Source organism: Bacillus sp. DJP31, assembly GCF_049310945.1.
Lineage (GTDB): Bacteria > Bacillota > Bacilli > Bacillales > SA4 > Bacillus_BS.
In genome coordinates, this window is sequence record NZ_JBMERO010000043.1 from 1 (window position 1) to 16,493 (window position 16,493).

General features: G+C 39.7%; 8 protein-coding genes and 1 pseudogene. 6 read left to right on the forward strand and 3 right to left on the reverse strand.

Annotated features, from left to right (window positions below; translation table 11 throughout):
- Positions 1 to 740 precede the first annotated feature (740 nt).
- Complete coding sequence (locus ACOI1C_RS21205) at positions 741 to 950, forward strand: hypothetical protein (RefSeq protein ID WP_422512553.1); 210 nt, start codon at positions 741 to 743, stop codon at positions 948 to 950.
- 532 nt (positions 951 to 1,482) lie between these two features.
- On the forward strand, positions 1,483 to 7,680 hold the full coding sequence (locus ACOI1C_RS21210) for a pullulanase (protein WP_422512554.1): 6,198 nt from the start codon (positions 1,483 to 1,485) through the stop codon (positions 7,678 to 7,680).
- Between the two features lie 179 nt (positions 7,681 to 7,859).
- On the opposite strand, the pseudogene ACOI1C_RS21215 reads toward ACOI1C_RS21210, so the two are convergent.
- Positions 7,860 to 8,599 (reverse strand): annotated as a pseudogene (locus ACOI1C_RS21215) (transposase).
- A 186-nt stretch (positions 8,600 to 8,785) separates the two neighbouring features.
- Between ACOI1C_RS21215 and ACOI1C_RS21220 the strand changes: the two are divergent.
- Positions 8,786 to 10,072: a sensor domain-containing diguanylate cyclase gene (locus tag ACOI1C_RS21220; RefSeq protein ID WP_422512555.1), complete on the forward strand. Its 1,287-nt coding sequence runs from the start codon at positions 8,786 to 8,788 to the stop codon at positions 10,070 to 10,072.
- A gap of 829 nt (positions 10,073 to 10,901) precedes the next feature.
- The gene (locus ACOI1C_RS21225; protein WP_422512563.1) at positions 10,902 to 11,237 is read left to right on the forward strand and encodes an antibiotic biosynthesis monooxygenase family protein; all 336 of its coding nucleotides are present in this window, start codon (positions 10,902 to 10,904) and stop codon (positions 11,235 to 11,237) included.
- A 96-nt stretch (positions 11,238 to 11,333) separates the two neighbouring features.
- Here the strand turns inward: ACOI1C_RS21225 and ACOI1C_RS21230 are convergent, their stop codons facing one another.
- Positions 11,334 to 12,365 carry a FecCD family ABC transporter permease gene (locus tag ACOI1C_RS21230; RefSeq protein WP_422512557.1) on the reverse strand — a complete coding sequence of 344 codons (1,032 nt, stop codon included), beginning with the start codon at positions 12,363 to 12,365 and terminating at the stop codon, positions 11,334 to 11,336.
- Positions 12,365 to 13,399, reverse strand: a complete 1,035-nt coding sequence (locus ACOI1C_RS21235) for a FecCD family ABC transporter permease (RefSeq protein ID WP_422512558.1) — start codon at positions 13,397 to 13,399, stop codon at positions 12,365 to 12,367. The genes ACOI1C_RS21230 and ACOI1C_RS21235 overlap by 1 nt, the downstream gene beginning before the upstream one ends.
- Before the next feature lie 136 nt (positions 13,400 to 13,535).
- On the opposite strand from ACOI1C_RS21235, the gene ACOI1C_RS21240 reads away from it, so the two are divergent.
- Positions 13,536 to 15,083: an AraC family transcriptional regulator gene (locus ACOI1C_RS21240; RefSeq protein WP_422512560.1), complete on the forward strand. Its 1,548-nt coding sequence runs from the start codon at positions 13,536 to 13,538 to the stop codon at positions 15,081 to 15,083.
- Positions 15,084 to 15,792: 709 nt separating this feature from the next.
- A partial coding sequence (locus ACOI1C_RS21245; RefSeq protein ID WP_422512561.1) for a reverse transcriptase domain-containing protein occupies positions 15,793 to 16,493 on the forward strand: 701 nt, incomplete at its 3' end.

Genomic DNA, 16,493 nt, shown 5'->3' on the forward strand with positions numbered 1-16,493 from the left:
GAGGAAGACGTTTATTGAAGAAGGTATATCAAAAAAGTGAGTTAATCGTGTACAGTTAAAAGAATGATTATAGGATATGATTAGACACTCATTTAGGGTGTCTTTTTCATAGTTTAAGTAAAATACATTCGGTTAAATAGTCTTTGTGGGATGTGCATTTTTTGGGTATTGCGGGTAATGACTATGAAAAATACTCACCCCTGTCTTAAGAACTAACTAGTCTAAGGAATAAGAGAATGGATATTTTATCAAAGGGTGTGACTTTTAGAACTATATTTGTAATTCCATTTTTCTGGGCGGTGCCTGGCACTGATATTTCTCATATTTTGTATAAACGGGGCAATGTCAGATTGGAATACAAATGTTTGTGGGTAATATCAACATAAATCCAATAAAAAATCATCTCACTTTTATGAAATCAATAAAGTTGAGATGATTTTAAACAAAATTTATTAGAAATTATCAAGCTTTATTTTAAATGACCAATCTTTTTTCAAATGATGTAAATGGCAATATTAAATGAAACAACATTTTTCTCGGTCTTGTTTTTAAATTTATTAATAATAGTTTGAAGAAGGGGTACTCTTTGCGAAAATGATAGATTTAAGAGCGAAGGTTTAGAAAACAGAGCTTACTTTTCAACCGTTCTTAGATACATACACCAAAATCCAATAAAGGCAGGTTTAGCTCATAGCGTCTTCGAATGCAAATGGACAAGTATAAATGAGTATATGGATAAAATGAACATAGTGGATATTGGTTTGGGGCTTCGTTTATTCTCCACGGATAAGCAGTCTCAGATAGAATTGTTTAGCAGCTATATAGATGAACCGAATGAGGACGAATGCCTAGATGATAAAGTGAACATTAAAATACATGATCATGAGGTAAGAGAATATCTGGTGAAAATTGGGGATTTCAAGATCATCTGCATTACAAAGAATGGATAAAGTTAGTCGAGACGCTGTATTAGGAGCACTTAAAGGAATAAATAGTGTGTCAGCCGGACAAATAGCAAGAATTACAGGAATTTCAAAAAATATTATTCACCGTGTTCGATAAGAAGGGGAGGGGGCCTGACTGGCCTCATGTTCCAAATGAGACGAGGGACCTGTCCCCCTGCATCACTCCCCCTTCGACAATGATGGGGTAAAATGAACCGTTATTATCAACTAAAAGAGTTGGAATTCATTTTTGTTGTCTTATAATGGAGAAAAGATAGTTAATTTGATGTGCGGGGAGGACACCTGGTCCCCAAAATACATCTTATAAATCCCCCTTTTACAATTTTTGGCTAGTGACAATAAGGCTGAACTATAATACTATTATTAATTAGATGCGACCTTTTTGCACGAGATTGATAGTTTGGTAATGTTATCGGTGGAAGGTTACACAGCTCTGTGTAATTATGCAAACGATTTCACACAAAAACTGTAGATTTATGCAAACGGTTTCACTATAATGCGAGGGAGGTATGAGTTTATGAAGAAGAAGAATTATCAAAGGGTTATTTCAGTATTTTTATCAATTCTCTTAGTCGTATCAATGTTTTCGGGGTACATACCAAATGTAGCAGCTGAAACAGTAGATCGACATATTAGCTTGTCCTATGAACGAGCAGATGGCAACTATGAAGACTGGAATCTTTGGGTTTGGGGGACAGGTGTTCAGGATAACCGGATTGATTATACAGAAATAAAAGATGGTAAAGCTATTTTTAATATTGCAGTAGGACCAGATGCGAGCAGTGTAGGATTTATTGTTCGCCGTGGTGATTGGCTAGAAAAAGATGTAGAAAAAGACCGTTCAATCACGGTTAATCAAACAGACTCAATCACAAAGGTTCAAGTAACGAGTGGAGTCGAAGAAATCTTCATTGTTCCGGATGGGACTGGACCAAAAGTAGAGGAGGGCAATGCTCATTTCTACTTCCGTGATAAAACTTTATATGTACAAGATGCAATGGAGACAATAGAAAAAGTAGAGCTTAAAATCTTGGGAAATCGATATGAAATGCTGTCGGAAGGTAAAAATGAGCGTTTTACTTACACGTTAAACGATCTTCCGCATGGTGAGCATGAATATACGTATTTTGTAACAATAGATGGGGTAACAAATGAAATAACCGATCCATATAACACAGTGGAAGGAAAATCTGTTTTAACTTACTTAGTACCTGAGGTTCAAGTAAATAGCACTATTCAACCGGCTGCAGTAAACTACAATGAAAATGCAGTTGTAACGGTGGATCTTGTATCAGATTCAGAAGTTAATATTCGCGAAATGTTTATTGATTTAACTGCTGTTGGTGGGGAAAACAAGGTATCGATTGATCCGGCACTTAATGAAATTACAGTTGCTGTTGATCAAAATGTGACAGCTGGAATGAAGATCTTACCAATTGTCGCAATTGATGAGTTTGGAAACAGTCATAAAGGTGAGGTCACCCTTGAAGTGAAAGCGCGTACATTCACTGGAGAGGAAGCGGACTTTGACTGGGATGAAGCAGTTGTTTACTTTATGCTGACAGACCGTTTCTTTGACGGGGACTCGTCGAACAATGACCCATACGGAATTGACTATGACCAATCCAAAATGGGGACATATCAGGGCGGGGACTTTAAAGGAATTACACAGAAATTAGATTATCTTGACGAACTAGGAATTAATACAATTTGGATTAATCCAATTGTTGAAAACATCAAATACGATGTAAGAAATGAAACTCCTGATACACCGTATTATGCGTACCATGGATATTGGGCAAATAACTTTGGTGAATTGAATCCACACTTTGGTTCTATGGAAGATTTCCATCAACTAATTGATCAAGCACATAACCGTGGTATGAAAATTATGGTTGATGTTGTGTTAAATCATACTGGTTATGGATTAAAAGCAAGTGATGCTGGCACTAATATCCCGAATTTCCCAACAGATGAAGACCGTGCACGCTTTGACGGTATGCTCCGTGCGGGTGGAACTGATACTGTTCGTGGAGAATTAGCGGGCCTACCTGATTTAATCACAGAGGATTCAGCAGTTCGTGACCAAATCGTTCAATGGCAAGTTGATTGGATTGAAAAGTCTAGAACAGCAAACGGAAACACGATTGATTATTTCCGTGTAGACACGGTTAAGCATGTAGAAGATACAACATGGATGGCTTTTAAAAATGAATTAACAAAGGAAATGCCGGAATTTAAGTTGATTGGTGAGTCTTGGGGAGCAAGTGTTAATGACGATCAAGGATACTTAAATACGGGAATGATGGACTCGTTATTAGATTTTGATTTTAAGAACCTGGCTAAAGATTTAGTAAATGGTCAGCTTGAGGCAGTTCAAACAAAGTTAGAAAGCCGTAATGCAAATCTATCGAACGATGCCACACTAGGGCAATTCTTAGGAAGCCATGATGAAGATAGATTTTTAGAAGCAGTAGAAGGTGATTTAGGTAAATATCAAGTTGCCGCTTCCCTTCAAATGACGGCTAAAGGTCAGCCGGTTATCTATTATGGTGAAGAGCTAGGTTTACCCGGCAAAAATAATTATCCTTACTACGATAATCGTCCAAATTTACCTTGGGATCAAGTAGAAGGCAATAAAGTTCTATCACACTATCAAAAACTTTTAGGATTTAGAAGTGAGTACTCCGATCTTTTTGCTAAAGGAGATCGTGAAAAAGTTGCTGGGTCTGATGCAGAGAAGTATCTTATGTTCTCACGTAGCAATGGCGACGAAACTGTATACGTTGGGCTAAATACGTCTGACACTGAACAAGAACTAGTGGTAAACCTTGGCTCAGCGGATGCTGTTGTAACAGACCATTATAGTAACAACACGTATCCAGCTAATGGAGACGGGCAAACAACCATTACTATTCCAACTATGGAAGATGGTGGAACGGTTTTACTTACAGTTGAAAATGGTACGATATCTGTACCGAAGCCAGGTGATGTAGAGGAGATTGGAGAGAATACGCTTCGTATCCACTATCAAAGAACAGACAATAGTTACGAGAATTTAGGATTATGGCTATGGGGAGAGGTTGCAGCTCCATCTGAAAACTGGCCATCAGGCGGTACTCAGTTTGAAGCTAACCAAATAACAGACTATGGTGCTTACGTTGATGTTAAATTAACGACTGATGCTCAAAATATTGGCTTTTTGGTCCTAAATACGACCAATGGAGACAAAGACGGTGGCGATAAAGCTGTCGAATTATTCTCACCAGATCTTAATGAAATATGGATCAAACAAGGATCAGACGAAGTATTTTTATACGAACCAGTCACATTACCAGTAAATACTGTACGAATTCATTATGATAACGACAATGATGACTACGAAGGTTGGGGTATGTGGAATTGGGGAGATGTGGAAGCACCTTCTGATGGCTGGCCAAATGGTGCAGCAGATGCAACTGGTGTAGGTAAGTTTGGTGTATACTATGACATCAAGCTAACTGAAGATGCAAAAAATATGGGCTTCCTTTTTGTAAATAAACAAACTGGACAACAAACAGGAGACAGGTCTTTTGAAATGTTGGACCAATTTAACACGTTATTTGTAAAAGAAGGCGACGATAAGGTGTACACAGACCCTTATGGATCCGTTCCAATTGCACTTTTATCAGGTGAAGTCCTTTCAGATAAACTAATTACCCTTCTTTTCTCGAAGATAGAAGGATTAGACATGGAAGAATTAGCCAGTCAGCTAATGATTAAAGATGTTGACGGTAACGATGTAACGTTTACTGAATTAACTGTGGAAGGAGAACAAAGCGTTCAAATCCATGGTACGTTTGATTTAGAGAAAATGCCCTACACAATTACTTACGGTGAGAGCTCGATAACAGCAAAATCAGGCTGGAAGTTAATTGATGAAATGTATGGATATGACGGAGAACTAGGAGCGAATTTACACGATGATGGTTCGGCAACATTAAAGATTTGGTCTCCTAAAGCAGATGCTGTTTCTGTTGTATTGTATGATAAAGATAATCAAAATACAGTTCTAAATACAATTGATATGGTAAAAGGTGATCGTGGTGTTTGGGCAGTTACTCTGTCTGAAGACAATACTGATTTGAACAATTTAAGAGGATACTATTACCACTATGAAATCACGCATGGGAATGAGTCGAAATTAGCTCTTGATCCTTATGCAAAATCTATGGCCACATGGAATAGTGAGTCTGGCGATACAGCAGGTAAAGCTGCAATCGTTGATATTGCTTCGATTGGCCCGGAATTAGACTATGCAGATATTCCTGGCTATGAAAAACGTGAAGACGCTATTATTTACGAGGCTCACGTTCGTGACTTTACGTCAGACCCAGCTATTGCCGACGACTTAAAAGCACAATTTGGAACATTTGCCGCGTTTATAGAGAAGCTAGATTATATTGAAGAAATGGGTGTCACACATATTCAGCTATTACCAGTAATGAGCTATTTCTTCAGTGATGAGTTTAGAAGCGATGAAAGAATGCTAGATTATGCTTCTACAGATACGAATTACAACTGGGGTTATGACCCACATAATTACTTCTCTTTATCTGGTATGTACTCGGAAAATCCGAACGACCCTGAATTGAGAATAGAAGAGTTTAAAAGACTAATCGATGAAATTCATAAGCGCGATATGGGTGTAATACTTGATGTAGTGTACAACCATACAGCACAGGTTTCTATTTTTGAAGACTTAGTACCGAACTATTATCATTTTATGGATGCTGACGGTACACCAAGAACAAGCTTTGGTGGTGGACGTTTAGGTACGACTCATAAAATGGCAAGAAGAGTGCTAGAAGACTCCATCCTTCACTGGGTAAAAGAATATAAGATAGATGGATTCCGCTTTGACATGATGGGTGACCATGATGCAGAAAGTATTCAAATCGCCTTTGATAAAGCGAAGAAACTGAATCCAAACATTGTAATGATTGGTGAAGGTTGGAGAACGTTTGCCGGAGATGAAGGCGAGCCAGTCCAAGCAGCGGATCAAGATTGGATGCAGCATACTGAAGCAGTTGGCAGCTTCTCTGACGAATTCCGAAATGAGTTAAAATCAGGTTTCGGTAGTGAAGGTCAACCACGATTCCTTACTGGTGGAGCAAGAAACATCCAACAAATTTTCGACAACATTAAAGCCCAGCCTCATAACTTTGTAGCTGATGACCCAGGTGATGTTGTCCAATATATTGCAGCACATGACAACTTAACATTATACGATGTTATCGCACAATCGATTAAAAAGGACCCAGATATTCCAGAAAACAATCTTGAGATCCACAAGCGCATCCGTATAGGTAATGCGATGCTATTAACATCACAAGGTACGGCGTTTATTCATGCAGGTCAAGAATTTGGACGTACAAAACAGTGGAGAGCGGATGCAAATGAAGCTCCTTATAAGTCGACATACATGACAGATAAGAACGGAAAGCCATTCCAATTCCCATACTTTATCCATGATTCATATGATTCTTCTGATATCATTAACAGAATCGATTGGGCAAAAGCAACAAATGAAGAACTATATCCAGTTAACAATGTGACAAGAGATTACACTGCAGGATTAATCGAATTACGTCGTTCCACTGACGCTTTCCGATTAGGTTCAAAGGAATTAGTTGATACAAATGTAACATTGCTGACAGCACCTGAAATACAAGCTGAAGACTTACTAGTTGCTTATCAAAACAAGGCAACTAATGGTGATGTATATTATGTGTTTGTGAACGCTGATACAGAAGCTAGAACTTTAACATTAGCAGAGGATTTAACAAATGCTACTGTAGTAGTTGATCAAGATGAAGCAGGGGTAGTGGAGGTTTCTAATAGAACAGGATTTGCTTTAACTACGAGCAACATTTCTATTAATCCATTAACTACTATTGTGATAAAAGTAAGTGCTGAGGGAGAAACTCCCGCAGAACTAGTTGAAAAAATTGTGGTTAAAGGTATTTACGATAAAGATACGAATATTATCTCTATACCTAATGACACAATTGAGCGATTAGCTAGCAATGGTTTACTAGAATTAGATATTAGTGAATTGAAAGTTAGTGATTCAAAATGGGTAGTAGAACTAAGTGAACATCAAGTTCAAGCCCTTCGGCAGAAAAATGGAATGATAGTTGTTAATAAAGGCGATATTGTACTTCATATTCCATCAATGAATTTCACGCTGGAAAATGGCAAGGTGCAAATTGTAATTGAACGTTATAAGGATACCGAAGGAGCATTAACACCTGTGTATGATTTTACAATCATTCAAGGAGAAACCAAAATTCATAGTTTTAAACACCCTGTAACAATATCCTTTAAAGTAGATTCCAGTAGGGTCAATGTTCCTGAAAATGTTCATGTGTTTTACTACAATGAGCAATTAGGTAAATGGGAAGCTGTGGATGGAGAGTATAAAGATGGTTATGTAACTGGGATTACGAATCACTTTAGTACATTCACAGTATTTGAGAACCAAGCTAAGCAAGTTAATAAAGACGAACCAAAGGAGAAAGAGCCAGTAAGTAAGGAAGAAACGAAGAATAATATGTTGCCAGACACAGCAACTAATAATTCTACTTACCTTGCAATTGGAATGATTATCACACTAATAGGCCTAATATTTATGGTATGGCAAAGAAAAAGACGCGTTGAAGTAGGTAAATAATTTGAAATAAGTAAAGGATGGAGGGACAGATTTTAGTCCTTCTGTCCTTTTTAATTATTGAAAGTAGCAGTTCAGGGTATGCTTGAACAGGGGTAGTTCCGGGGGGGGACATAGGGGACAGGTCCCTCGTCCCTACATACCTAAACAAAGTGGCCCATCCATCTGGTTATTATTTACAATTAGACTAGCGCGACGACGAAAGCTTGCTTTTTAAGGGACGGATTCTCCCCGATTTTCCGAAGGCAAATATGTTCTAATTTCCATAAAGCATCCCTTGTAAAACGGCTAATTTGCACTATTTTTCTTTTACTTTTCGTTTCGAGTTGTGCGAGAACATCTAGACAAAAGACGATAAGTGCTATAAACACTTGGTTGAAATGCTTATTCGCTTTAGCCGAAAAACTTGATTTTGAGATGTTGTTTGATCCATTTAAAAAACAGTTCAATTGCCCAGCGTGATTTATACATCTTTGAGCTATCTTCGCCACTCAAATCAAAACGATTCGTGATTAATTGGAGTTCATTTCCTTTCGAATCAATCACTTTTAGTAGGCGAAAATAGTTTTCCGCTCGATTTTGCGTTGTACCGATCAACACCATTTGATCCGATGAAACAGTTGTGTCTTCTCGAAGTTTAAAATCATAAACGTCACGAATGACCGCATTTCTCTTTAATCTCGACAGAAAAAAGTGTCCCTTTTTCCAGAAAAACAAGACGTAAATGCAACTTCACTCCCGCCTTTGTTTTTCCGGAATTCCGCATACGATTTGTTAAATTAAGGGGCAGTGTGCTTGAATCGATGATTTCTAAAGGCATCATGAGTTTTGTATAGTTTGTTTTCGCATTTCCTTCATATGATTGAAGATTTATGGGTGAAAACCATTGCCCAAATGATGTTTTTTGTGTAAAATTGTCCATGAGTATGGTTCTTTTTAGTGGATTTGGACGGGTTACCACCTGACCTCATCTATTATAAAGGCCTTTTTCTTTGCAAAAAATAAAATTAGTGAGCATATTTTTTTTGAGTATTTTTAAGAGTAAATCTTTATTAATGCAACACTAGTGAAAAGATATCAATATATTTATTGGAGGTGCAAAATAGCTTTGCGAGTTGAGAATGAAACCTTTGAAAATGTATTTACACATACTTCAATTGGGATGGTACTTGTAGATTTAGAATGGAAATTGCTCAAGGTGAATCATACATTGTGTAATTTTCTTGGATATTCAGAAGATGAGCTATTGAAAAAAGGATTCCAAGATATTACTCATCCGGATGATTTAGATAAATATTTTTACAATATGAAACAAGTGTTAAATAGAGAGATCAAAACCTATGAAATGGAAAAACGATATTTTCATAGAGGTGGGCATATCGTCTGGGTTTTACTAAGTGGTTCACTTGTATTCGATTCTAACGGTCATCCAAAATATTTTATTTCAGAAGTACAGGATATATCTGAAAAGAAAGAACTAGAATTTAAGCTTTTAGAGAGCAATAATCGTTTTAAAGTAATCTTTGAGAAATCAGGAATTGGTATTGTCTTGCGGGATAAAACAGGTAATGCAATTGAAGTAAATGATAAGTATCTAAACATGCTGGGTTGTGAAAGAGAGGAAGTAGACAATATTGTAGTTGATGCTGAAGATAAAGAAAAGGAGGATAAATTATATAAACAATTAATGAATGGGAGCATTCATTATTATGAAATGAATAAAAGATATATAGGTAAAGATGGTACGTTAATATGGGGGCGTAAAACAGTCACAAAAGTAGGAGATTATTCTTTAGCAATGGTACATGACATTACAATGGAAAAAGCGAGAGAACAAATGCTTATTGAAGTAAATGACAAGCTAAAAAAACTATCAACTCTAGATGGACTGACTAATATCCCTAACCGGAGAATGTACGAAGAAACTTTAGATAAACAGACAAGAAGAGTTGTACGTGAATCAGAACCGATATCATTATTAATGTTAGATATTGATTGTTTTAAAGCGTTTAATGATACATATGGCCACCTAGAAGGGGACACTTGTTTAATTAATGTGGCTGACACAATCGTTAAATCACTTTATAGACCTGAAGACTTTGTTGCAAGATACGGTGGAGAGGAGTTTTCTGTGATTCTTCCACAAACAACCGAGAATACTGCGCTCCAAATCGCTGAGCGAATTCGTTCAAACGTGGAAAAAATTCAAATTCCTAATATTAATTCAGTAGTAAAACCAATTATAACATTAAGCATAGGTGTGGTTACTGAAATACCCACAATATATACTAAAAATGAGGATCTAATTTTGAAGGCAGATAAAGCACTCTATTTCTCAAAAGAAAATGGTAGAAATCAAGTAAGTGTTTATAGTAGTAAAATGAATGGATTATAGATTAACAATCTCCAGGTGCAAATATGCTGGGATTGTTTTTTTATTTGGCTCTTTTTCCTTAAAAATGTTGTCCTTAGCAAATATTCATATTTGAACAAATGTTGAATGGAGCGAAAAAGTGCTAGAGCGAAAAAACCGTTAGGAGAAAGAAAATCCTCCTCTCTCGAATTTATTTATGGTTAGATAATTCGAGTGCATCACTTATTTCGATGGACAAGCCGAAAAGGAAAGCCTGTTAATAGAGAGACAATAGTACGCAAATTTTACTCATTATCACTAAACGAAAAAACGGGGTTTTGATAGGTCACATTCATACGCTTAGAAAGTCCGAACATCTTAGAGTAAGTGAGTTAGAAATCGAGGAACTGAGCATTTTTATAAGTCCGTTTTTACTTAACGAACAGAATGTGATGGGTATTGGGGGAGTATTTGAAAAGCATTATTATTTCTCTTAACAATTGTTATCCTAAGTGCTTTTAGTCAGGAGAGTCAGGAGAATAAAAGACCTCCTGAATTAAAAGTTAGTTCTAACAATAATGAAGTTATAGCAGTATTAGGAGCATACGATTGGACTTATGAAAGTTTTGGCGGGAACTCCATTACAGACTCTGTTGATGCAGATATACCACCGAGAATAGTGGTACATCAAACAAAAGATTAGTGGCTACATTAATAGTTCTACGAAATACCCTTCCAAGAAGCATCGCGAAAGTTATATAGCGGTAACCATAGCGAAAAAAATCAATAAGTACCACTTTAAATAAAACAGTTGAAAATGATAATCGTTATCATCTATAATGATAGAAAAGAAGCAGAGGAGGAACTTAATATGTTTATTCAATTAAAAATGATTACCGTCAAAGAAGGCTATGCGGGGGAAATGGTGGAGCGTTTTGCAGGTGAAGGAATCATTGAGGAGCAGCCAGGATTTCTTGATATGAATGTCTTAAAGAAAAAGCAGCGCAGCGGTGATGAAGAAGTGATCGTTATGATTCGCTGGGAATCAGAGGAAGCTTGGAAGGCATGGGAAACCAGCGATGTGCATCTTGCAGGGCATCGTGCAAACCGCGGCGTTCCAAAGCCTGAATTTATTATTGAAAGCCGACAGGATGTATATCATGTACTGGGCCAAAAGCAATACAGAGAGCCTGCTGAAATGAAATAGTGTTAAATGCCCATTCGTCAAGTGATTTAGAATGGGCACTTTTTTTGCTTTAAGAGCTTGTTGTCTTTATATTTATCAAAATCTTCTTCGTGTCTATCAAACTTTCATTCCTGCACCTTTCCTTGTGAGAAGCATGAAAATCAGGTAGGGTGCACCGATGACGGAGATGACGATTCCGACCGGGATATCGGCAGGGGCCAGTAGGTTTTTGCCGATCATGTCTGCAATAAGCATGAGTGCTGCTCCGATTAAGGCTGATAATGGCAGGCTGATGAAGTAATTGGGGCCGCACAGCCGCCGGGCAAGATGGGGAGCCAGCAGTCCTACAAAAGAAATGCCGCCTCCAACAGCAACACACGCTCCTGCAAGTGCTGCGGACAGACAAAGAAGTATTCGGCGTTCAGCCTCCACTTTTAAGCCAAGTGCGATGGGAACTTCCTGCTTGAATTGCATAAGGTTCATTGTTCTTGCCTTTAAAAAGGCTACTGGAATTAGAATCAGGATCCATGGCAGCAATGCCCATACATATGGCCATTGCGTTCCCCATATGCTTCCTGTAAGCCAAATGGCTGCTTGCTGGAAATCCTTTGGATCCATTTTTAGCTGCAGAATCATTAATAGAGCTCCGCATAATGCATTAAATCCTAGTCCGACAAGGAGAAGCCTTTCCGGATCAATTCCCTTCTTCCATGAAAATCGGTAAATCAGGGCTGCAACGGCAAGAGCCCCAATAAAGGCGAAGACAGGAAGGAAAAAAGGTTGAGCGAGAAGGCTTCCGTTGGACTGTCCAAAAAGATAGATCGAACAGACAACGGCTAATCCTGCTCCGGCATTTATGCCAAGAATCCCTGGGTCAGCTAGGGAATTCCTAGATAGCCCTTGAAGCATGCTGCCGGAGAGAGCAAGCCCTGCTCCAATCAGCATAGCAATAACCATTCTTGGCAATCTCAAGTGAAATAGAACAAGTTCCTGCTTCACGGTGCCGCTTCCCGAAAAGGTGGCCACTATTTCTGTAAAACTGATCGGCATCACACCTGTCGACAGGCTCATTACGAAAGTTGCCAGAATTAAAAACATAAAGGCAGCCAGCCAGGCTTTGGAGCGACTTAGAGCTTGCAACCAATCCATTATAAATCCCCCCTTTTACTACGGGACAAATATAAGAAAAATGGAACACCAATCAAGGCTGTAACAGCACTGACAGGAGTTTCAAATGGCGGATTAATCATCCGTGCTCCGATATCGGCAAGGATGAGGAGAAGTGCACCCGCAATGGCACTTAAAGGAATGAGCCGTCGGTAATCTGAGCCAACCAATAGCCTTACCATATGGGGAACTACTAGTCCAATAAAGCCGATAGCACCTGCAATGGAGACAGCTACGCCAGATAATAGAATAACGGCAATAAGCCCGATCCAGCGGACTTTTTGGTGAGATTGACCAAGCCCTGCAGCCACTTCTTCACCTAACGACAAGATGGTCAGGGACCGGCTGATCCAAAGGGATAAAATCAGGCCTACAATAACTGCGGGAAGCAGAATAAAGACATGCTGCCATTTTGTCCCTGATAATCCGCCGGCAAACCAAAAGCTCAAATCCTGTGCCACTTGGAAATAAAGGGCAATACCAGTGGAAAGAGCACTGAACAGCGTGCTTAATGCTGCACCTGCGAGCGTCAAAGTGACAGGTGAAATCCGCTCTTTGGAAAGCAGGGAAAAAGAGAGTACAAGCACAGCGCCAAGCGCAGAACCTGAAAACGACCAGATCAACAGAATCCAATAGGAACCGCTTGAAAGGAAGGCAAGTGCAATAGCGATAGCAAACCCTGCACCATGGGTGATGCCGATGATGGAGGGATCGGCAAGCGGGTTGCGTGTGATTCCCTGCATAATGGTACCGGCTACTGCAAGAGCGGATCCAATAAGTGCCGCAGTCAATGCGCGCGGGAGACGGACTTCTCTGATAAGCTGATGTTCAATTTGCTTTTCTTGAAAAGAGACGAAGGAATCCCAGACAACAGAAGGGGAAATCCAGATTGCCCCAAGTCCAATTGAAACGAGCAAGCCGAGAAATACTAGAGCGAAGCCTGTCAAGCCTAATCCAATTGATTTTCGGTGAACCAGCTGCAATGGTTGGCTTACGTCAGCAGTAGTTCTGTCCATGATAATCAGTCCTTTATTATGTATTTTAATGAAAATGATAATCGTTATCGGTTGAGGTGGTCGTTTTTAATCTACTATTCTTTTACAGCACTTGTCAAATCATATTTTAGGAAAAAGAAGGGAGTAACATTCGTATATGCTGAACGATCATCCTATTGATTTCTATAAAACTGCTAGAATAAACTTGCGGGAGGGCCAGTCCGAAGAAATCAATGAAGAGCGCGATCATTACTCTATACTTTACGTTTCATCAGGGAGGGGCATCTTAATCAGCGGGGAGCAGGTGATAAAGGTAGGGGAGGGCAAAAGCTACTTTCTTCCGAATGCCGGCAAGCTCACATCAGCCGCTTCTCCCCTTTTATCTGTCTATATTCTTTCATGGCAAAAAGAAGGTGACATGATCTCGGGATTCCTATCAGGTCGGCTTGCGGAACAGACACCTGTAAAAATGATACCGCTATGGGAAGAATTGCGGAAATGGAATAAAGAAAAACCCATATCTGCAAGGTGCCGTTTTCAGTCACTGCTCTGGGAAATGCTGTCCTTTCTGACAGACGAGGCTGAAGTAGACAGAATGGATGAAGCGACAGAATTGATCCGCAATAGCCTGTCCAAGCCATTCACTGTAGCAGAGCTGGCTTCTAAAATAAATATGAGCCCTGTTTCATTTTCAAGAGCTTTTCGTAAAAGAACCGGTACAACACCGAAGGGATTTTTGAATGAGGAGAGGATAAAGGCAGCTAAAAAACTGATGCTTCAAAAGAAAGGGATTACCGCCAAGGAAGTGGCACTCCAAATTGGACTCCAGGATGAATTTTATTTCAGCCGTCTTTTTAAAATCAAAGAAGGCTTACCGCCATCCTTTTTCATGAAAAGGGTCAAGCAGAGGATTGCTGTTGTCAGCCAGCTGTTTTTGCAGGATCACCTCCTCTCACTGGGTGTCCAGCCTGTTGCAGCACCTTCCTATCCAACCTTGTACCCTGCAAGCGGAGGGGTGCCGAGCTACCTTCAACAAGAGCTGGAAGGGACCAAGCTGCTAAACGCGGAAAAACCGTTTCAGCCGGAAGATATTCTTTTAACCCAGCCAGATTGCATCATAAAAACACCTTTACATCATCACCAGCTCCAAAACGTGCTGCTCTCCCAGCAGGCGAATGTCCATCATATGCCATTGAAGCAAGACTGGCGGCAGTATCTTTACGAAATATCTTCGATGATAGGATGTGAAAGCCGTGCGGAATGGATAGACAAAGACATTCACTGTCTGGAATGCAAAGTGCGGGATGAACTGTGCCCGTTAACCAAAAAAGGGAAATGGGCAGTCATTTGGATTCGCCCCCAAGAGATTCGTCTTTACGGGCAGGGAAAACACGCGTTACTTGATTTGCTTTTTCAAGGCTTGGGATTCCAGCCTCACCCTAATCTGCATGAGGAAGGCTACAGGATTGTGAGCCTGAAGGACATAGCTGAATTAAACCCCGACAAGCTTCTCATTTTATGGAGCCATGAAAGGGATGTATGGAGAACTGCTCATACCCACGAATGGAATAAGATTCGAGCTGTCCAATTGGGAGAAGTCTATTTTCCTGAAAGCCTAGAGTGGGATCCGTGGGGGCCGTTTGGGAGGAAGAGGCTGCTTGAGGAGTTTCCCTCAAGCATTCTTAAAGGTAAGCTAAAAGCTTAGGAGTTTTGGAGAATTCATTTTTAGAGCAGCTGCAGACTTACAGCTGCTCTTTTTTGTGCGACGGGCAGTTGCACCTATGTAGAGCATCGCTCTACATGAAATGAACTTATATAGGTTGGGTTACGTTATTGCGGTAAAACGGACCCCGAATCCTGGAAGGTTATTTTTCACGGAGGTGAAAGTCCTCCCATAGGAGTACTGGTACAGCCTATGAAGTCTAATCTATGGCATTATTGTGAGGTACTGTCTGATGGAGATGCGGAAAATCGAGAGACCCGTAGACGGATGGGCAGACCCAAATGCGAAAGCGTGAAACACGGACGGCAGGATAAGTGGACGACTGTGCGAAAATAACGGGAAGTCCACACTGTGACTATACACAGGTGCTCTTTAATCAGTGAACCAGTCGGTTGAAGAGGGCTTATCAAGTGATGGTGTTGGGTATGTTCAGAAGGAAAGTGTAATGACCCCGTGAGGCCTCCACTCTCAATTTCAGGTGCTAACATATAAGGGCAATCCGAAGTTGTTAGGACGAGTGGAGGAGTCAGACGCTCTCATAGTACGTAAGTAAGAATGTGACTAAACGCATTCTGAACGGAAGGGGCAGCGACCTCGTGGCTCTACATAAATAGAGGTGTGTAATGTAAACAGAACACGTTACTTCGGTAAAACGAACTGGAAGTACACAATGAAAGGTGTGGAATAAGCATTGAATCAAGAACTGAAATTGAAATGGCATAGTATTTATGGACAGATTCTTTTTGATCGGAAGTTAAGCACAGCATGGGAAAAGGTTAAGTCTAATGACGGAGCAGGAGGCATAGACGGTGAGACTATTCAAAGTTACGCAAGTAACGAGAGGAAGAATCTAGAATTACTTCTGACAAAGCTGCGTGCAAAAGAATATACACCCTCACCAGTTAGAAGAAAATACATTCCAAAGAAGAATGGAAAACTTCGACCTCTAGGAATCCCTAATATAGAAGACCGAATTGTTCAACAAGCGGTAGTAAACGTATTGGAACCAAAACTGGAGAAAGACATTTTCCATAAATGGTCATGTGGCTATCGCCCTAATCGTGGAGCTAAAAGAGTCATGCAAATCATTATGTGGAATCTGGAAAATGGGTACAATTATGTTTATGATTGTGATATCAAAGGTTTCTTTGATAACATCCCCCACAAGAAGTTAATGAGAATACTACAAAAGTATATTGCAGATGGAACTCTACTAGACCTAATATGGAAATGGCTTAAAGCAGGTTACATGGAAGAAGGGAAGTTCCACGAAGTAGATTCTGGCACACCTCAAGGCGGTGTAATTTCTCCGATACTTGCCAATCTATACTTAAACGAACTAGATTGGGAATTAGAACAAAACGGAATCCGTTTTGTACGCTACGCAGACGA